The sequence below is a fragment of the Paenibacillus sp. FSL H7-0942 genome (assembly GCF_045040715.1).
In the GTDB taxonomy this organism is placed as follows: domain Bacteria; phylum Bacillota; class Bacilli; order Paenibacillales; family Paenibacillaceae; genus Paenibacillus; species Paenibacillus amylolyticus.
In genome coordinates this window covers 3,664,696-3,682,576 of the sequence record NZ_CP150279.1, presented here as the reverse complement: position 1 = coordinate 3,682,576, position 17,881 = coordinate 3,664,696, and the positions used below count along the sequence as shown (strand labels likewise).

Genomic DNA, 17,881 nt, shown 5'->3' with positions numbered 1-17,881 from the left:
AAGTGATTATAAATAAATCATTTGTTAGTCTCATAACAGAAATGTACCAATCTTGTAACGTTAATTATTTACCCGCGTGTTTCCGCACGGGGCAACACAATCGTAACGGTTGTTCCTTCCCCGATTTGACTTTCCATGTCAATATAACCATTAAACCGCTCGACAATCTCCTTGCAAATAGAAAGCCCAAGACCTGAACCGTTCGCTGTGCTTGCATTTTTCGCCCGGTAAAAACGTTCCTGCACTCGCTCCAGCTCATCGCCCGCGATACCAATACCTTGATCACGTATCCGTATAACTACCTCGCTTGGCGTATGTTCCAACTTCAATTGGATTAGCGATGGACCGCCTGAATATTTGATGGCATTGTCCACAAGGTTCGCAATCGCATGAGACATCAGCATTGGATTTACGTTGGCGTAAACTCTTGTCTTACCCTCATCATCCGGTTCTTCCTCCGCCTGACTAACTCTGATCTCTATCCCTTTATCCTTGGCCTTGGCACCCATATTCGTTGCGACTTGCTGAATCAGTTCGTTCATTTCTGTCTTCTCGACTTCCAAATCGTTAGAACCAGCCTTGTCGAATCGGGATAACAACAACAGTTCATTGATCAAGCGCGTCAGCCGATCCGATTCCTGCAGCAGATGAGCATAGATTTTTTGCAACTCCTTGTCCTCGTTCTCCCCTTCAACCAAGTACTGAGAGAAACCACGAATGGCTGCCAAGGGTGTTTTTAACTCGTGAGATACATTGGAGACAAATTGTTTCTGGTACTGAATGTAATCATGAAGCTGCCGCCCCATGGAATCCAGCCCATCTGCCAGCATGCCCAGCTCATCCTTCCGATTGAGATGAACTCTCCGAAACTCCTGTCTAGAGAAACTTTGCGTAGCGCTAAGCAACAGTTTAATCGGCTTGGTAGTGTTGCGGGCAATCCACAGACTGGATAACGTAATCAGTACAATAAATCCGCCTGCACCCGCAAACAAGATATAACGGATTTGGTCCATAATCGCATAAAAGTAGGAAATGTCCTCCACGAACTCATACACATAAGCGTTCTCGTAGAATTGATCCTGAATGGGCGTCGCAAAATAAAGCAGATGATCTTCCGTTACGGTGTAGGCATAACTGCCGCTCAGGGATTTCTCAATATTTTTTTCGAAAATAAGAGGTTTGCCATCATTAATGATGATGCCATCCACAGCCAAGCCCAGCAACTGCTTGGAGCTGTCATAGATACGTACTTCCTTGCCCGAAGCTTTCAGCTTCTCTAGAGCAAGTCTGACAATTTCCTTGGTCTGGGGGTCTCCTGAAGTTGACCTATGCTGTGATAACACCTCACGGAAGGACAACTCGGACAGATCTGCTTTCTCCATCATCTGTTTCTCAATGGTAATGAAGCTGTAATAATCGATGGCTTTATTCACCGCAAAAATGATGATGCCAAAGGACAGCACGGAGAAAAATAAATAATTCAGCAGTAACCGGGTTGCATACTTCAGGCCTCGCCACCTCCAAGTTGATAGCCAAATCCATAGATCGTCCTGACATACTTCGGTTCGTCGGCGTTATCCTCCAGCTTCTTCCGTAATCGCATGATGGTCATATCTACACTGCGACTGTCTCCCATAAAATCATATCCCCATCCGATCTGCAGCAGCTCATCCCGGGTAAAGATTTTGTCTGGCCTTTTGAGTAACGTTTCCAGAATTTTAAACTCTTTGGCCGTTAAAGACACGGGTACACCGTTTTTCAGCACCCTGCGGCTTTCCAGATCAAATGTCAGTTCTTCATGAATGATGCGTGTAGATTTCACTTCTGTTCCTTCACTTGATTCTTCCTTGCTCTCGTTTCTTCTCAGAATGACCTTGATCCGAGCGAGCAATTCACGATTGTCAAAGGGTTTGGTTATGTAATCTTCCGCCCCTAGCTCTAGTCCCAACACCTTGTCGATTACCTCATTTTTGGCAGAGAGCATGATCACAGGAACGGCACGTTTCCCGGTGATTTCCTTGCATAGGTCATATCCGGAGCAGTCAGGCAACATCAAATCAAGCACCACTAGATCCGGCCCAAAAGTATCCAGCAGCTGCAGGGCTATTTTACCGTTTTCAGCCGTTTGAACGACGTAGTTTTCTCTTCTCAGTACAAGCTCAATTAAATCTCTGATTGCGATTTCATCGTCAATGACAAGTATTTTCTTCAATGTGCACCCCTTCTAGCCTTGTTCCCCAGCTTGAATCATCATTTACCCTCATCTTAGCACAGACACTTTAGATTCCTCCACCAACTGGAAGGTGAGGTATATTCCACTCAGCCCAACATAACTTGTAATAAACTCGAAGAAAGGAGAACAATCCATGGATCTGCTCTGGGTACTCATTGTTGGTGGACTTATTGGCTGGTTAAGCGGCAACTTGATTGGGCGGGACGTACCGGGCGGTGTACTTGGGAACATTATTGCGGGTTTTATCGGTTCCTGGTTAGGAACGGAATTGTTGGGACCAAGGGGGCCGGTAATTGGCGGATTTCATATTATTCCCGCCATCGTTGGCTCGATTATTGCCCTGCTCATCTTCTTTGCTCTGGCACGCGGCGGAGCCTTCCGAAGACGTTAACATAGAGAGGCGGAAACCGATCCCGTCGTTCATTAGTACAGGATAAACATCAAAGGACCGAAAGCATTCATCGATGGAAGATGAACACTTACGGTCCTTTTTTTATTTTTGTACTGATTTCATCCATTGTCGTGTTTTTCGGAAGATTGGTTTTTGGCTGTTATCATCCCCTGAGCCAAAAGACACATCCACCATCCTCTTCATTTCTTTTCTAAGTGTTTTGACGAGTTTGTTTTATCTAATTCAAGCCCGCCGTTTATCTTGCTTCTTATGCTTCGTCAAGTTGTTCAGAAGCTACTAAGCGATGCGCCGAGACAAGCTGTCCGGAAGCATCCTTACCCCAAACTGAAATTTGAACTTGTTGCTCTGCTAAACCGCTCGTTGTAAAGACAAATTCAAAAGAATTAAAGTCTGCGTAATAATTTTTGGTTAGGACCTGATTAGGATTTATAGAAATTAACTCAAGTACATATAGTGTTCTTGTTCCATTCAAATAATAACCTTGAATCAGGATATTCGAGCCATCGACTAAGTTTCGATTATCTATTTTGATCGTCAACTGTTGTGTCGGCCTTACACTATTAACAGGATTATTTTCTATCGGTCCGGTGGATAAAATCATTCTCTCTTACCCCTTCCCAACATCTATTGTGCATCATTATGACCTGAGGTTTTACCAGCTCTCAGCAACTCTAAATACCACATCAACTATATTTGAGCCTGCCCCACCAATATTTGATACAGCTAATGTTACGACCTGATTTTCAGGAAGCGTGAAGTCCAATAGTTCTGATGAAGCTAATATTCTGGCAACACCTGTTCCGCCTCCTGTAACACCTTGAAACACTACTTCTCCTCCGGTAATCGTTGTAGACGAATTGTTTACCAACAAAGCTGTTTCACTATCGGGAATGATCGTTGTAGCTGTTGGATAATTAATAAATGCTCCATCAAGAGTTCCACCCACAAGTACTTGATAACTAAGATCTACGGATGAGATAATGTTTAGTTCTTCTAGATCCACCTGAACAGAGTTCGTTCTAGCTGATCCCGAAGGGAAGATTGCTTTTCTTGTAAATGATAGGACGGGCGTTAGTGTTGATGTAAGATTAGTAATCCTTCTCCTCTCCGAAGTGACCCTAAAAGTAGGATCATATTTTCCGATAATACTATATTGTCTTCCTCCTACAAAAAGGGTATAAGCTTCTGCAGTTCCGTTATTATCGATTTGTGCTCTTAATGGGAGGTTCGGGTCAATAAAACTCGTTTGACCTGTTGGAGAGAATCGATGGACGGTAATTACCTCTTGCGCTAAAGTCGACGGATTAGGGATGACCACTCTAAATTCGATTACTCCATATCCATACCAAGTAAATACGATTTGAAATATATTCCCTTTAGATAAACTAAGCGTCGCTCCACTCGGACCTGTTCCATCTAATCGGTCTACATTCCATAAACTTTGAGGAAATGTTGTATCGGAGCCTCCTCGCCGTATGACCACGAATACATTTGTGCTATTTACTCCAAAAAAAGCCCCGTTCTGATCGTCAAAGAATCCCCATCTTCCAATCTGATTACCTATCGGCAGCATAGGTATTCGAACGCCGATTCCGGCTTCTCCTGCGAATCCTGGCTCGTATCTACCTCGTAATACACTTTCTAGAATGGCTGAATCTATTCCGTTAGTGGTATTGCTTAGATTAAATTCCGTTGCATCATTGGTAACCGTACCATCCCCAAGGGTTGTAACGGAATCTCTTAGAATGGATAGACCATATGCAGATGTTAACTCCACAATTGGGGTTTTTTCCGATACAATTAGCTCATCGAATTGCGAACTTATATTGGGACCCACATTTGAGATTATAATATCCGACAAGATAGTTCCTCCTTCGCAGGAAGGGAAAAGTGAATTTCCTCCTTCTCCTATTACTTTTTACCATTCTTCAGTAAGACTGAAGGTGGCCGTAACAGGATTAGTCCCCCCGCTTAAATTCGCTACGGCTAAAGTCACAATTTCAGAGTCAGGTAATTGGAAATCCAATAATGAAGCTGAAGCTGATATTCTGACACTTCCCGCAACTCCGGCTACTAAGCCTTGTAATAGGACTTGACCATCCGCAATTGTCGTTAGTGTGTTGTTAATTAGAAGAGCTGTTTCCGAAGTTGGAATATTAGTCGTTGCTGTTGGAAAGTTTACGAAGCCTCCATTAATCGTTCCGCCTAATATGATCTGATAATAAATATCATCTGTAGTTATAAGATCAATACTTTCTAATTTGACACTCACTGAATTTGCCCTACCTGAACCTGGCGGGAAGGATGTCTTTCTCTGGAAAGACAAAATTGGTGTGAGTGACCCTGTTGCAGTTACAGTTCTCCTTTCGGAAGTAACCCTGAAAACGGGATTATATTTACCCAATATACTGTATTGTCTTCCTCCAACGAATAAATTGAGTTCTGATTCTGTGCCATTATTAAAGATTTCCGCACGTAGCGGAAGATTAGGATCGGCCAGACTGGTTTGCCCATTGGGGGAAAAGCGATGAACGATAATTACTTCTTGTGCTAAAGTTGCAGGATCAGGGATGACGACTCTAAATTCGATTACTCCATACCCGTACCATGTAAATACGATTTGAAATATATTCCCTGTAGATAAACTAAGCGTTGCGCCACTCGGACCTGTTCCATCTAATTTATCCACATTCCAAGATGCTTGAGGAATAATAGTGTCAACACCTGCTCTTCTGATCGCTACAAATATTCCATTCACTACGCTCTGTCCAAAGAATAAGCCGTTCTGATCGTCAAAAGCGCCCCATCTGACCACTTGGGCCCCTGTCGGTGGAGCCGGCAATCGAACTCCTATTCCTATTTCTCCCGCTAAACCTGATTCATACCTTCCTCTCTCCGAGCTTTGAAGAATAGCAATGTCAGATCCGGATATAGTTGTAGTTAATTGAAATTCCGTATTATTACTTCCCACTGTAGCATCGCCCAATGTTAAAACAATGTCTCTTAGGTTGGATAAGCCATATACAGAAGTCAACTCAATAATCGGCGTTTTTTCACTGGTTCTTAATTCGTTAAATTGAGAGCTGACATTTGGTCCTACTCCCACGATGGTCGCATTAGGCTCAATCGTACCTGGGGCTCCCGTCGCTCCTGTGACTCCTGTAGCCCCTGTAGCCCCAGTGGCTCCTATGGCTCCTGTAGCTCCCGTTGTTCCTGGGGGTCCTGTTACTTCATTTGCACCTAGCAATTCTGAAGATACAATACGATGGGGAATTACAAGTTGCCCTTCTACATTTTTTCCCCAAACCGAGATTCCCGTCTGATCTTCTGCTAAACCGCTCGTTGTAAAGACAAATTCAAAAGCATTAAAGTTCCCATCATAATTCTTCGTTATTACTTCATTTGGATTCACATTAATGAGTTCGTTTACGTATAAGTTTCGAGCTCCGTCTAGATAGTATCCTTGAATCAAAACATCGGCACTATTGATTAAATCTCGATTATCCATTTTAATTGTCAGTTGCTGCGTTGGCCTTACACCACTGACCGGATTATTCTCAATCGGTCCGGTTGATAAAATAGCCATAAAATTTTATTCTCCTTTTTTCCAAAATGATTAGAGGTAGAAATATTCATCCACCTCCACCCCTTTGGTTTTAAACTAACAAAAATTTAGGCGCTCATCTTCCACTCCGCTACTGAACCTGAATAATCGAAACAGAACCATCTGTAAGTGTAGCTGTTGCCGATCCATTATAAAGAAAATCGATTGTAAGCGCAGTTGAAGTAGCATCAGCTAAAAACGTACCCGATACACTTACATTCGCATCTAAAGTTCCTGTAACTGCTCTCCCTGAAAACCGACTTTGAAATACGAGGTTAGTTCTTGGTGTGACCGTAACGTTCCCAACTACAGAACTCGTTGCTCTAAACGTATACGAAACCAAATAAATGTGGCCTATTGCCAGTACAAAGGTTGTACTTGTAGGATGCAATATGTTAGTGCCATTAATAAATACAGTCGTATACGAAATAGCTGTCGCATTTGCAACAGAAGGTACGCTAACATTAAATAATCCATTTTGTATTGTGGCATTTGCCCCGGTTGCACCTGTGCTCCCTGTTGCCCCAGTTGAGCCCGTTGCACCTGTTGCCCCACTTGTGCCTGTTTGCCCAGTCGCACCTGAGATCCCCGTGGCCCCAGATACGCCCGTTGCGCCTGAGATGCCTGTGGCTCCGGTTGCACCCGTGGCCCCAGTCTCGCCGGTTACGCCCGTGATGCCTGTCGCTCCAGTTACCCCCGTTGCACCAGTTACCCCGGTTACGCCAGTGATGCCCGTGGCTCCCGTTACGCCGGTTACGCCGGTTGCACCAGTTTCCCCGGTTGCACCCGTGATGCCTGTGGCCCCAGTTACCCCCGTTGCACCAGTCTCCCCGGTTGCACCCGTGATTCCCGTGGCTCCAGTTATACCTGTTTCACCAGTCTCACCCGTTGCGCCCGTGATGCCCGTGGCTCCGGTTACACCGGTTGCCCCAGTCTCGCCGGTTACACCAGTGATGCCCGTGGCTCCGGTTACACCGGTTGCCCCAGTCTCGCCGGTTACGCCAGTGATGCCCGTGGCTCCCGTTACGCCGGTAGCACCAGTCTCGCCGGTTACGCCAGTGATGCCTGTGGCTCCGGTTACGCCCGTTGCCCCTGTCTCGCCAGTTGCACCTGAGATCCCCGTGGCTCCGGTTACGCCGGTAGCACCCGTGATACCTGTGGCTCCGGTTACACCCGTTGCGCCTGAGATGCCCGTAGCTCCGGTTACGCCCGTTGCCCCAGTCTCGCCGGTTGCACCTGAGATGCCCGTAGCTCCGGTTCCGCCCGTTGCCCCAGTCTCGCCGGTTACGCCAGTGATGCCTGTGGCTCCGGTTACGCCCGTTGCCCCTGTCTCGCCGGTTGCGCCTGAGATGCCTGTGGCTCCGGTTACGCCCGTTGCCCCTGTTTCGCCGGTTGCACCTGAGATGCCTGTGGCTCCGGTTACGCCCGTGGCTCCAGTTGCACCTCCATCGGGGCCTGTATTCCCTGTAGCTCCAGTTAATCCAGTTACGCCCGTTGCCCCAGTCGCACCGGTTGAACCTGTGTTCCCCGTAGCTCCGGTTACGCCCGTGGCCCCAGTTGCGCCGGTTGAGCCTGTGATTCCCGTGGCTCCATTGTCTTCTAACAATTCTGAAGATACAATACGGTGAGGCGTTACGAGCTGTCCCATGGAGTTTTTTCCCCAAACTGAAATTTCTACTTGTTGTTCTGCTAAACCGCTCGTTGTAAAGACAAATTCAAATACGTCTAGGTTTGCAAAATAATCTTTTTTTATGGCTTGATTTGGATTTACGCTAATTAATTCGAGTATATATTCCGTTCTGGTTCCGTTTAGGTAATAACCCTGAATCAAAACAATTGCATTCGTAACCAAATTTCTATTATCAATATTAATGGTCAGCTGTTGTGTTGGTCTTACACCACTGACCGGATTATTCTCAATCGGTCCAGTTGATAAAATGGCCATTTATTTCACCCCGCTTTCTTTACGTTTTAGGAACAGGAGAGAAATTTGCATTCCTTATATCCTAATCCTTCTCTCACTCCTATAGACCGACAATTTCAACGGTTTGGTCATCCGCTTCTCTGTGCCGCATATTTGTATCCATTAATGTTGTGCTTTTATTTTTTCATTAAAGGGAACTAATTGACTCTGGAAAGCACTTGTACCTTTTCTTCACAACAAAAAAAGCCGCTAAAATAGCGACTTTAAAGGGTATTCGTTCTTTTACATCGACCTGAACCGTTCGCTGTGCTTGCATTTTTCGCCCGGTAAAAACGTTCCTGCACTCTCTCCAGCTCATCGCCCGCGATAACGATACCTTGATCACGTATCCGTATAACTATCTCGCTTGTCGTATGTTCCAACTTCAATTCGATTAGCGATGGACTGCCTGAATATTTGATGGCATTGTCCACAAGGTTGGCGATCGCATGGGACATCAGCATTGGATTCACGTTGGCGTGGACTTTCGTCAGAAGCTTATCCTCCATTTTCTCGACTTCCAGTTCGCTAGAACCAGCCTTGTCGAATCGGGATGTTTGAACGGTTCAAGTCTGATCATGACCATCTATGCCCTCCTCAATGGTACTGACCCGTGACATGTTCTTGCGTATCTTGCAGCATCTTGGCAAGCACAACGATCTGTCCTGCGTGATATCCGTAGTGTGCCGATACCTGGATAAGCAGACGACCGATTACTCTTGTATCGTAGGTTTCTTCAGTACACCTATTCGTTCGATGCATTCGGTTCCAATCCTCACGGTCATAGCGAATGATAACCTCTCGGGACAAATCGTCGTTCGATAACGCAGCTACAACATTTTCCGATTCCTTTCTGGTTTCCCGAAGAAGAAGAATCAGCTTTTCTCTCGATATTCCCCCGTCCTTCGTGAATTCACGGGTTCGCGTCCGGATGAACGGTCTGTTGCCGATCGCGCTAACGAAATTCTGATATTCGTTACCTGCCAAATGCAAACAAAGATTACCGATGCTATTCATGGAGCCCTTTATTCTTATCCAAATGAGTTCATCATTCAGCAAGTTCAAACTCTTCTCGATACGGTCAAGCTGCTTGTTCATGTCTTCCATAACGTGTCTGATCAGTTCAATCATGAACATCCTCCCAATTCTCGGTCAGGCGCAAATAATCTTCAAGGGTTACATGCGCGAATTCTCCAACTTGAATGGAGAAACCTGTATGTATAAAATGAACGACTCGCAAATTTATCATCGTCGTAACCCACCTCCATCTGCTCTATTGATCCATGATAATGAATTGCCCTTCGAGTGTAAAATGAAAAATACCAGCCAATCGGGCGTTAGCCATACGATTGCCTTTGATGATACTACCGGCTGTACCAGCTAATATCCTGCTAAAACCGTTAACCCCTTCCATTAACCGTGTCATAGGATTGGCAGTCCCCTCCCTGGGAGCGAGTTCTCCTGCTATCGCCGCTTTTATTAAAGAGACGCAAAGTTTGCTTACATAAATCTCTTAAATCGCAATCGGTACAAGTGCTTGGCTCGGGACACGAACTTGTACTGATAATATAAAAAAGCCGCTAAGATAGCGACTTAATGGGAATATGTTTTTGTCCCTCGACAGATGCCAATTTTAATGTTTAGCGGTTTTTTCCAGTCTTCTTTTTTAAAATGTAATGACAATCTTACCTACAGCGTGGTGAGTTTCACTCAAAGCATGTGCATCATAAATCCCCTGTCTACTAAACGGGAATGTGGCCCCTACAATCGACTTTATCTTTTTCTCTTCCATCAGATCTGCCATTCTCTCCAATTGATCACCATCTGGCTGTAGCCAAATCCCCTTTTCCGATACATTGTGAGACTTAGCAGTATCATGATTGGGTTCACCAACAATGGTAATCAGTCTTCCGGTATTTGGCTTAAGCACCTTATAGCTATTCTCAGCTACTTCTCCACCCATCGTGTCAAACACTAAATCTATATCTTTTAGAATTTCTTCAAAATTTTCCTTTTTGTAATCAATGACCTGATCAGCACCTAACGAATAAAGAAGTTCATGATTTTTTTCACTTGCTGTTGTAATAACATGAGCGCCGGCATGTTTTGCTAATTGAATGGCATACATACCTACACCACCAGCTCCAGCGTGAATAAGTACGGTTTCACCTTCTTTTAGATCGCCATGAGTAAACAGTACCTGCCATGCTGTTAAACCAGCCAAAGGTACAGCCGCAGCTTCCTCATATGAGATTGAATCAGGTAGTTTTGCCAGAAGGTGTTCATCAACTGCTGTATATTCAGCATACGAACCAAATCGTGTTGTATCAGGACGACTGAATACTCGATCCCCAACTTTCCATTTGGTAACGTTTGAACCAATTTCAGTTATGACCCCAGCTACATCCCAGCCTAAGATAATAGGAAATTCCCAATCATACATTTCTTTTAAGTAACCCTCTCTTAATTTCCAATCGATTGGATTAATGGATGTAGCCTCTAATTTTACAACCACTTGATTGGCTTCTGCCCTCGGTTTATTCACTTCCTGCTCAACTAACTCTTCTTTACTTCCATATTGATTAATCACAACTGCTTTCATTTTTGTATCACTCCTCTAAGCTAATAGCCTTTTACGTGCTATTCCTGATTATTTATTTGTATCTAGTCACTGGGGTTCATGCATATTATCCTTACTCATTTTTAAACAACCAGGATAAAATTATGCAAAAGCTTTAGGGATTTTGAGTTGTGTACACCAACAAATAAACGATTTTAACGAAATTATTTATGGACGCCGCTCCATTAAGATATACGATTCATCCGTAAAAATCAGCAGGGAAGAAATGACTCAAATCATCAATGAAGCTAGCACTGCCCCTTCCTGAATCAGTGAAGAAGAAGTTGCAATGATGACCGACATGCTTACACGCATGCAATTTAATCTGAAGGATCTGTAAATTTACGATGACAGTCAGCCTTCTTCAGATTTCTTTTCATAAATGAATAAAACTAGTTAGATGAGATGATACAATATCTCAGATTAACAAGAGATTATAGGCCATATATTATTCAGGCAAGATCAAAGCAAACCGCTGAGTGTTTCATTACATGGCGGTTTGTTTTAATTTATCAACAGCTAGCTTTTCGAAATATTACAAGTTGGACTAGCACATACTAAGGAAACAGTTGGCTGAAGCTTACATAATGGAGGTCTCATCATGGTATTTACAATCACAATTATCATCGTTGCACTGTTTGCAATATGGGGAGCCGTCGCTCCTGATCAGCTGGCGGATGTGGCTAATGTTGCCTACAACTTCTCTATTCAGAATTTTGGCTGGTTTTATTTGCTAGCGACACTGTTCTTCCTGATCTTTGCTTTTTATCTGGCGTTCAGCCGATTTGGCGGTATTAGGCTTGGGGATGACGATGATGAGCCGGAGTATTCTACGGTTTCCTGGCTGTCCATGCTGTTTAGCGCGGGTATGGGCATTGGGCTGGTTTTCTGGGGAGTTGCTGAACCGCTGTCCCACTATTTATCTGCACCTGAGGGGGCGGTACCCGAAACAACGCAAGCAGCCATACTTTCAATGCGTTATTCCTTTTTCCACTGGGGGCTGCATCCTTGGGCTATCTATACCGTCATCGGTTTAGCGCTTGCTTACTTCCAGTTCCGGAAAGGATACAAAGGGCTGATCAGTTCCACCTTTATTCCTCTGATCGGTGAGCGTCTTGCTGCTGGCTGGCTTGGTAAGGTTATTGATATTCTGGCGGTCATATCCACCATCTTTGGTGTTGCGACCTCGCTTGGATTGGGTGCTCTTCAGATCGGCGGGGGTCTGAATCACTTATTCGGTATTCCTAACTCGACTCTGTCTCAGGTTGTCATTATCATCGTTGTAACCGTACTGTTTTTAATCTCGGCAACCTCCGGTCTGGATAAAGGTATTAAGATTCTGAGCAACGTCAACCTCGTTATAGCTTTGTTATTGATGTTGTTTGTATTGGTGACTGGACCGACTTCTTTTATATTTGACACATTCACAACAACCTTGGGCAGTTACATGCAGAATATTATTAACATGAGTTTGAGACTGACGCCGTTCTCAAGAGAAACCTGGATTGGAGCATGGACGTTATTTTACTGGGCATGGTGGATCTCGTGGGCTCCTTTTGTCGGCACTTTTATCGCAAGGGTATCCAGAGGAAGAACCATAAAGGAATTTGTAATTTACGTCATGGTTATTCCAAGTCTTTTCGGATTTATCTGGTTCTCCGTCTTTGGCGGAACAGGACTTCACATGGAATTGTTCAATGCCGCTCATCTGGCGGAGGCTGTCAAGGAAGATACGACAACCGCTTTATTCCTTATGCTGGAGCAGCTGCCTTTGGGCACGATCGTGGCATTCATCGCCACAATGCTGATCATGATCTTCTTTATTACGTCGGCTGATTCAGCTACCTTTGTACTGGGCATGCTCACTTCAGATGGCAAACTGGACCCAAGTACAAGAGTGAAATTAACCTGGGGAATTATGCAGTCCTCCATCGCGGTAGTACTGCTAATCAGCGGGGGGTTAACTGGCCTCCAGACAGCATCCATTGTAACCGCATTGCCGTTCGCTATTGTCCTTATCGGTATGTGTTTCTCCCTGCTCAAGGCTCTAAAGGCTGAGGACAAAGAGCGCCGTCAGAAGGAAAAACGGCAGCGCCAAAAGCTGAAACGACTGCTGGAGGAACAAGAAATCTCGTTGAAGGAAATTTCCGGCAGGTAATGTATACTTGATGTTAAAACTAACAAAAGCCCGCGTCCTTGCGGGCTTTTTATTATTTCATGGTATTGAGTTTTTGATTACTTGCTGCTCCTATACCAACTACAAAGAGTAACACCGAAGCCCCAAGAAGAATGAAAAGTGGCAGGTTCCAACTATTTGTTGCATCGTGCAGATATCCTATAAGGGCTGGACCGATTGCGGCAAGAAGATATCCGATCGATTGGGCCATGCCAGATAGTTCCGCTGCTTGATGCGCATTTTCAGTACGCAACCCGAAAAACATCATGGCCAAACTAAAGGCGAAACCTCCACCAATTCCGAGTATGACGATCCACAACAGAATGACATTAGAACTATTCACCTCAACAAAAAAAACTATATAGCTAGTATATTGTTTATCTAGATTCTTTTCCATTCCCGTTCAATAGAACGTGATGAGATTTTATTGATAAAATTGTATTAAAAGGATAAAATGACGAGCATCAACGGTTTTATTTGAAAAATGGTATAGCTTATGAAAGGTGGTTTAGCAATGAAAATTCTCATCGTTGGCTATTTTAGCGAGACCTCAAAATCAAATATTGCAAGGTGTTTTCCGCAAGACTGGAACGTTGTAATTGTTCCGCCCGGAAAAGAAATGCTGCATCATATTGAAGATTGCCAAGTAATCATTCCTGAACATATTAAAGTGGATCACAGTCTGCTTTCTAACGCAAAAAAATTAAAATTGGTACAGACAGGTGCAGGATTTGATAATGTGGATGTCCCTGCCTGTACACAGCGCGGCATTTGGGTGGCCAATGCTGGAGGAGTGAATGCACAGGCAGTGGCCGAGCACGTCATGGCACTGATATTGTCTTATTATAAAAACATACCGTTTCTTGATACTTTCATGAAAAACAAGATGGATGAAAATCAATTGGACTATACAGGGAGTGAATTAAAGGGCAAAACGATTGGGATTATCGGTTTGGGTGCTATTGGAAAAAAAGTAGCTGCGTTTTCCAGGGTTTTTGACATGAATGTGCTGGCGTATGCGAGAAATGCCATTGTACAATCTGATGGTTTTGTGAAAATGACGGATTTCGATACTCTTGTAAGTACATCGGACATAGTCAGTGTACATGTACCCTTGAATGAGCAAACCAAACAACTGATCAACAAAGCGGCATTCAAAAAAATGAAAAACACCACTCTTTTTATCAATACAGCACGCGGCGGCATTGTCAACGAAAGAGACTTGATTGATGCATTAAAAAACGGGGATATTTCAGGCGCATGCCTGGATGTGTTTGAATCTGAACCGCTTCCGATTGACAGTGAGCTCCGGAGTCTGGGTAATGTGATACTTACTCCCCATACAGCGGGAATGCCTGATGGTCGGAAATTTCATAAAACAAGATATGATTTCTTTATAAAGAATATAAAACGTGTAGAAAATGGTGAAGAGCCTGAAAGCAAGCTCAATCAATTATGATGTTTTGGTGTAGGGGTACCTTTCCCCTGCCCGTTTTGCACAGCAATTTACCGCAAGATCCGTAGCGTAAGTGTCCACTTTCTTGACAGAGGTACATCATACAGATTGATTCGAACTGTCCCACTATTTATGATTTTGCTTAAGTTGGTATTCAAGTTCATGAAGTTTGATCTATTATTGCCAACGGTTAAATCGGTACCAAGTGTTAATATCTTTCCCTGCGTTAAGCGTTCCCTCACCTCTCGTAATGTTGAGCTGTTAATACTCGTTATCTGGTGTTTTGTAGTAAGCAACTAATTGTGACTGCTTGGATTGCCGTTTTTCCTGGTTGGTCATTTCCAGTTCCGTGTACATTAGATTGGACTTTGCGTCAAGGTAAATGGTGGTCAAGCGTTCACGGACTTAGGTCTGCATTTTTTCAATGCCTAATGATACAGAAAAAAACCTCAGCCGGGTTAACCGAGATGAGGTTCTTTTAACTTTCTAGCAGGTCTCACGTATGCTTTATTTAATAACTTCAACCTTTTTATCCCCTGCTGACTTCGCTACTTCTAACGTTGTTGTACCCTGAATAGCGACTATCACGCCAGTAGCCAGCATAGAAACGATTAAAGCTGCACTGAGTGCTGTGGACATTTTCTTCTTGACCATAATCATACCTCCTATATTTATTATGTAATAAGCGGCTCAAGACGATGACGAGCCGAGGTTTTCCATTTGGAGTCTCATCCCATCGTCCCCACCTTACAGCAGTTCAAAATGAAGTTGAGTCTCAGGTAACTTCGTATTTCCTTTCCACTGATTTGCACCGTATCCCAATTCCAGAACCGCAGCAATGCGCTCGTTACTCAGTACACCAAACATTTCAGTACGGCTCGGGTCGTACATCCAGTCATGCAAGGTACAGCGCACACCCAGACTTTGCTCATGAGCCAGCAAGCGGAAATTCTGAATTAGGCAACAGACAGCTGCAAAGTCCTCTTCCCGCTTATATTGATCCGCCTCTTCCTTCACCAAGACCAGAAGATACGCAGGAGCCTGGTTCTGTAATCCCTGCATGATGTCCCCATACCGGTTATCAGCAAAGATAAATCGCCACGGCTCTCGGAGGCCATCATTTGGCGCCCATACGGCATGATTGAGCAACTCAAGGATTAGGTCCTGCGATACCGGTTGATCCAAAAACTCAATCGGACCGTCCATGTCTCCTTCCAAATCTGACAATTTCATTTTCATATCCTCCTCTTCTATGTAGGCTGCCCTCGCAATACGGTCCACTTCTGCTCGGCTGGTGTCCTTTTCCGACTTCTTGGCGCTTTGTCGTAATACCCTATATGAAGAATACCAACAAATCTTTCATCCTCACGTAAGCCAATTCCATTGAAGAACCCTTCATGCTGAATCATGGACTCTGTATCCCACAACATTCCTAACCCTCGTTCCCAGCCCAGCAGTTGGAAGCTCTGCATCACCCCGCAGGCAGCCGCATAATTACGGTCATTGGTCAGACGATTCGGTCCTACAGTCGACATAACAATGACGTGCGCAGGAATATCGGTAAATCTCTTTTTAAAAACATCCAGAAGTTTCCCTGGAATCAGCTTGCCGAGCTTGCTTTGTGACATCTGTTCCAGCATGCAGTCCACCAACCGTTTGCGTGCTTCTGGAGTTCCGGCATATACTACACGCCATGAGCCAGACTCAAGATATGGTTGAAGCCGTATAGCCTTACGCAGTAGTTCAACAACCAACTCCTGGTCCACCGGCGTAGAGTTACATTTACGAATACTCCTGCGCTCCCTGATCAATTCCGCCAGACTCATATGCTTCACTCTCCTTTGTTCTATCTGGATTCAATATTTATACTGCTGTCTTGTAGAAATTGATGGATTACTTTTAGCTCCGTTTCCGAATATTTGTCAAGAGTACGATAGAAGCGCTCAGCCTCATGTATATGCAGACGTTCATGCAATTCAAAGATTTTTTTGCCTTGCGGTGACAACCGGAAATAGCTCTCCTTTTTGTTGTCGTTCATTTTCGTACGTTTGACGAATCCTTCCTCCAGCAGTTTGTTGCCAATTTTGGTGATACTTGCTTTGGACAAATTCATTGCCTCGGCAATACCCGTGTTGTTAATTGGCTCATGCTTGCCTATGCAATCTATCATATGAACCGCGGTCAAATGCTGAGGGATTTTCTCGATGCTTTCACGCTGGGCGATACTTAGGAAATGCTCGATTTCTGTATCCTTGTGGTTCTCATACACATGTAAAAAACGGATAAATTGGTCATAAAGCAACTGTTTTGTTCGATCTTTTGAGATCATTCTTTGATCGCTCCTTATTTACTTGTAAACAAAAATATTCTTTAAAAAATAGAGTTATTCTAAATAAATTCTTATATTTAGTTTACTGGTTAACAATATATCATGAATGATAATGCTTATCAACTATATTCTCTGACATTATGAATGATGAGTTTAGAGTACTAAACCACCAGATTAATGACTTTAGCCCTCACACATTTAGGCTATTGGCCATATCCTAACTTGGAATTGTAAGTAACGATTAAAGGGAAGGATTTTTCAATGTTCCCCCAACAACATTTGAAAAGAGGTCATGATATGTCTTATTTACCTTATTGTTATAATTGTTATTAGTATAACTTTGATTTACGACTAATATATTGCTCTACTCTCTTCACTTTTTCTAAGTAGATTCGTCCCGTAGTTCCCTGAAGCCATGCACCATTACCTGTCCAATTAACATCAACCGCTCGATTTAAATCAAAAATCCGCTCCCAACTTTCTTCTTTCGTCATTTCTAGTATCCCCTTATTAAACTCACCTTCTTCATGTTCATTATCAGAGCAAAATCCATTGTTCAGTACCAGGTTCCATCTATCAAGATCTGATATTAGTACATCTGTCTCCTTGAGATCAATGGTCAATCTTACGCATTTAGTTCCTCCCTCAAAATGTCCGGTAGATCTCATATCCGGCTTTTTGATCCATAGCCAGATTGGATACTCACCTTTATAATTAGGTAATCTTGTTTTCATTTGTTCCATCATCCATATGTATTGTTTTGGAAACATTAAGTGTTCAGAGCTTCCCTCCAAGTAACCTGTTTCTTGAGCTTGTTTCCAAACCTCTGATGTCTGCATACTCCAATAAATCATTTTCTTGGGTACCTCCTTGCTTTAAATTTCTCGCCAGTCTTCCCCATATTCTCTTTCTAACTCATCTTTAAATTTAAAGTATAGATCTTCAATTTCCTGATATACTTGCTCCTCTCGTAACTCCAAATCATTGTATCTAGCCTCGATCAAATAAAATAACAGAGCCTTTTCCCTAAATTTTAATTCCATCTTACGTGTCTCCTTATAAAATATAGTTCAACTAAGATAAGTTTT

20 protein-coding genes and 2 pseudogenes are annotated in these 17,881 nt (G+C 43.6%); 4 read left to right on the top strand and 18 right to left on the bottom strand.

Annotation, left to right across the window (positions count from 1 at the left end; all coding sequences use genetic code 11):
• Positions 1–68: 68 nt before the first annotated feature.
• A complete protein-coding gene (locus tag MHI48_RS16370) occupies positions 69–1,463 on the bottom strand; it encodes a cell wall metabolism sensor histidine kinase WalK (RefSeq protein WP_036613936.1) in 1,395 nt (464 codons plus the stop codon).
• Between the two features lie 41 nt (positions 1,464–1,504).
• On the bottom strand, positions 1,505–2,212 hold the full coding sequence (locus tag MHI48_RS16365; RefSeq protein ID WP_036613937.1) for a response regulator transcription factor: 708 nt from the start codon (positions 2,210–2,212) through the stop codon (positions 1,505–1,507).
• Positions 2,213–2,366: 154 nt separating this feature from the next.
• On the opposite strand from MHI48_RS16365, the gene MHI48_RS16360 reads away from it, so the two are divergent.
• The gene (locus tag MHI48_RS16360) at positions 2,367–2,624 is read left to right on the top strand and encodes a GlsB/YeaQ/YmgE family stress response membrane protein (protein ID WP_024630063.1); all 258 of its coding nucleotides are present in this window, start codon (positions 2,367–2,369) and stop codon (positions 2,622–2,624) included.
• A 268-nt stretch (positions 2,625–2,892) separates the two neighbouring features.
• Here MHI48_RS16360 and MHI48_RS16355 read toward each other — a convergent pair whose 3' ends face one another.
• From MHI48_RS16355 to MHI48_RS16315, 9 genes are all read right to left on the bottom strand, one after another.
• Positions 2,893–3,246 carry a hypothetical protein gene (locus MHI48_RS16355; RefSeq protein ID WP_036613938.1) on the bottom strand — a complete coding sequence of 118 codons (354 nt, stop codon included), beginning with the start codon at positions 3,244–3,246 and terminating at the stop codon, positions 2,893–2,895.
• A 51-nt stretch (positions 3,247–3,297) separates the two neighbouring features.
• A complete protein-coding gene (locus MHI48_RS16350; protein WP_036613939.1) occupies positions 3,298–4,506 on the bottom strand; it encodes a hypothetical protein in 1,209 nt (402 codons plus the stop codon).
• Positions 4,507–4,563: 57 nt separating this feature from the next.
• Positions 4,564–6,231 carry a hypothetical protein gene (locus MHI48_RS16345; RefSeq protein ID WP_340030429.1) on the bottom strand — a complete coding sequence of 556 codons (1,668 nt, stop codon included), beginning with the start codon at positions 6,229–6,231 and terminating at the stop codon, positions 4,564–4,566.
• Between the two features lie 109 nt (positions 6,232–6,340).
• On the bottom strand, positions 6,341–8,194 hold the full coding sequence (locus MHI48_RS16340) for a beta strand repeat-containing protein (RefSeq protein ID WP_405141079.1): 1,854 nt from the start codon (positions 8,192–8,194) through the stop codon (positions 6,341–6,343).
• Positions 8,195–8,436: 242 nt separating this feature from the next.
• Complete coding sequence (locus MHI48_RS16335; RefSeq protein ID WP_036615349.1) at positions 8,437–8,721, bottom strand: sensor histidine kinase KdpD; 285 nt, start codon at positions 8,719–8,721, stop codon at positions 8,437–8,439.
• An 88-nt stretch (positions 8,722–8,809) separates the two neighbouring features.
• The gene (locus MHI48_RS16330; RefSeq protein WP_036615351.1) at positions 8,810–9,343 is read right to left on the bottom strand and encodes a DUF1572 family protein; all 534 of its coding nucleotides are present in this window, start codon (positions 9,341–9,343) and stop codon (positions 8,810–8,812) included.
• Entirely contained in the window at positions 9,336–9,461 is a 126-nt protein-coding gene (locus tag MHI48_RS16325; RefSeq protein WP_268748595.1) for a hypothetical protein, read from the bottom strand. The genes MHI48_RS16330 and MHI48_RS16325 overlap by 8 nt, the downstream gene beginning before the upstream one ends.
• Positions 9,462–9,485: 24 nt before the next feature.
• Entirely contained in the window at positions 9,486–9,638 is a 153-nt protein-coding gene (locus MHI48_RS16320) for a hypothetical protein (RefSeq protein WP_155985136.1), read from the bottom strand.
• Between the two features lie 240 nt (positions 9,639–9,878).
• Positions 9,879–10,814: an NADP-dependent oxidoreductase gene (locus MHI48_RS16315; protein WP_405141076.1), complete on the bottom strand. Its 936-nt coding sequence runs from the start codon at positions 10,812–10,814 to the stop codon at positions 9,879–9,881.
• A gap of 142 nt (positions 10,815–10,956) precedes the next feature.
• Between MHI48_RS16315 and MHI48_RS16310 the strand changes: the two are divergent.
• Positions 10,957–11,097: pseudogene (locus MHI48_RS16310) on the top strand (nitroreductase family protein); the annotation flags it as partial.
• Positions 11,098–11,433: 336 nt separating this feature from the next.
• The gene (locus tag MHI48_RS16305; protein WP_047843191.1) at positions 11,434–12,990 is read left to right on the top strand and encodes a BCCT family transporter; all 1,557 of its coding nucleotides are present in this window, start codon (positions 11,434–11,436) and stop codon (positions 12,988–12,990) included.
• 52 nt (positions 12,991–13,042) lie between these two features.
• Here the strand turns inward: MHI48_RS16305 and MHI48_RS16300 are convergent.
• Positions 13,043–13,345 (bottom strand): annotated as a pseudogene (locus MHI48_RS16300) (MFS transporter); the annotation flags it as partial.
• Positions 13,346–13,522: 177 nt separating this feature from the next.
• On the opposite strand from MHI48_RS16300, the gene MHI48_RS16295 reads away from it, so the two are divergent.
• The gene (locus MHI48_RS16295) at positions 13,523–14,467 is read left to right on the top strand and encodes a D-isomer specific 2-hydroxyacid dehydrogenase family protein (protein WP_036615361.1); all 945 of its coding nucleotides are present in this window, start codon (positions 13,523–13,525) and stop codon (positions 14,465–14,467) included.
• Between the two features lie 504 nt (positions 14,468–14,971).
• Here the strand turns inward: MHI48_RS16295 and MHI48_RS16290 are convergent.
• The 6 genes from MHI48_RS16290 to MHI48_RS16265 form a co-directional block, all read right to left on the bottom strand.
• Positions 14,972–15,118 (bottom strand): hypothetical protein, encoded by a 147-nt coding sequence (locus MHI48_RS16290; protein ID WP_179087923.1) that lies wholly within the window; start codon positions 15,116–15,118, stop codon positions 14,972–14,974.
• Positions 15,119–15,211: 93 nt separating this feature from the next.
• The gene (locus MHI48_RS16285; RefSeq protein WP_036615363.1) at positions 15,212–15,697 is read right to left on the bottom strand and encodes a nitroreductase family protein; all 486 of its coding nucleotides are present in this window, start codon (positions 15,695–15,697) and stop codon (positions 15,212–15,214) included.
• Between the two features lie 17 nt (positions 15,698–15,714).
• Positions 15,715–16,290 carry a nitroreductase gene (locus tag MHI48_RS16280; protein WP_036615365.1) on the bottom strand — a complete coding sequence of 192 codons (576 nt, stop codon included), beginning with the start codon at positions 16,288–16,290 and terminating at the stop codon, positions 15,715–15,717.
• Positions 16,291–16,310: 20 nt separating this feature from the next.
• The gene (locus tag MHI48_RS16275) at positions 16,311–16,793 is read right to left on the bottom strand and encodes a MarR family transcriptional regulator (protein ID WP_017688279.1); all 483 of its coding nucleotides are present in this window, start codon (positions 16,791–16,793) and stop codon (positions 16,311–16,313) included.
• 329 nt (positions 16,794–17,122) lie between these two features.
• On the bottom strand, positions 17,123–17,647 hold the full coding sequence (locus tag MHI48_RS16270) for a DUF3841 domain-containing protein (RefSeq protein WP_036615368.1): 525 nt from the start codon (positions 17,645–17,647) through the stop codon (positions 17,123–17,125).
• Positions 17,648–17,668: 21 nt separating this feature from the next.
• Positions 17,669–17,836: a hypothetical protein gene (locus MHI48_RS16265; protein WP_155985137.1), complete on the bottom strand. Its 168-nt coding sequence runs from the start codon at positions 17,834–17,836 to the stop codon at positions 17,669–17,671.
• Positions 17,837–17,881 lie beyond the last annotated feature (45 nt).

What these genes read in the sequence shown, in the direction of transcription:
- MHI48_RS16295 (WP_036615361.1), top strand. Translation starts at nt 13,523, where the DNA reads ATGAAAATTCTCATCGTTGGCTATTTTAGCGAGACCTCAAAATCAAAT.
- MHI48_RS16340 (WP_405141079.1), bottom strand. Translation starts at nt 8,194, where the DNA reads ATGGCCATTTTATCAACTGGACCGATTGAGAATAATCCGGTCAGTGGT.
- MHI48_RS16290 (WP_179087923.1), bottom strand. Translation starts at nt 15,118, where the DNA reads ATGGTCAAGAAGAAAATGTCCACAGCACTCAGTGCAGCTTTAATCGTT.
- MHI48_RS16330 (WP_036615351.1), bottom strand. Translation starts at nt 9,343, where the DNA reads ATGATTGAACTGATCAGACACGTTATGGAAGACATGAACAAGCAGCTT.
- MHI48_RS16345 (WP_340030429.1), bottom strand. Translation starts at nt 6,231, where the DNA reads ATGGCTATTTTATCAACCGGACCGATTGAGAATAATCCGGTCAGTGGT.
- MHI48_RS16315 (WP_405141076.1), bottom strand. Translation starts at nt 10,814, where the DNA reads ATGAAAGCAGTTGTGATTAATCAATATGGAAGTAAAGAAGAGTTAGTT.
- MHI48_RS16360 (WP_024630063.1), top strand. Translation starts at nt 2,367, where the DNA reads ATGGATCTGCTCTGGGTACTCATTGTTGGTGGACTTATTGGCTGGTTA.
- MHI48_RS16275 (WP_017688279.1), bottom strand. Translation starts at nt 16,793, where the DNA reads ATGATCTCAAAAGATCGAACAAAACAGTTGCTTTATGACCAATTTATC.
- MHI48_RS16335 (WP_036615349.1), bottom strand. Translation starts at nt 8,721, where the DNA reads ATGGAGGATAAGCTTCTGACGAAAGTCCACGCCAACGTGAATCCAATG.
- MHI48_RS16355 (WP_036613938.1), bottom strand. Translation starts at nt 3,246, where the DNA reads ATGATTTTATCCACCGGACCGATAGAAAATAATCCTGTTAATAGTGTA.
- MHI48_RS16280 (WP_036615365.1), bottom strand. Translation starts at nt 16,290, where the DNA reads ATGAGTCTGGCGGAATTGATCAGGGAGCGCAGGAGTATTCGTAAATGT.
- MHI48_RS16320 (WP_155985136.1), bottom strand. Translation starts at nt 9,638, where the DNA reads ATGACACGGTTAATGGAAGGGGTTAACGGTTTTAGCAGGATATTAGCT.
- MHI48_RS16265 (WP_155985137.1), bottom strand. Translation starts at nt 17,836, where the DNA reads ATGGAATTAAAATTTAGGGAAAAGGCTCTGTTATTTTATTTGATCGAG.
- MHI48_RS16305 (WP_047843191.1), top strand. Translation starts at nt 11,434, where the DNA reads ATGGTATTTACAATCACAATTATCATCGTTGCACTGTTTGCAATATGG.
- MHI48_RS16270 (WP_036615368.1), bottom strand. Translation starts at nt 17,647, where the DNA reads ATGATTTATTGGAGTATGCAGACATCAGAGGTTTGGAAACAAGCTCAA.
- MHI48_RS16285 (WP_036615363.1), bottom strand. Translation starts at nt 15,697, where the DNA reads ATGAAATTGTCAGATTTGGAAGGAGACATGGACGGTCCGATTGAGTTT.
- MHI48_RS16325 (WP_268748595.1), bottom strand. Translation starts at nt 9,461, where the DNA reads ATGATAAATTTGCGAGTCGTTCATTTTATACATACAGGTTTCTCCATT.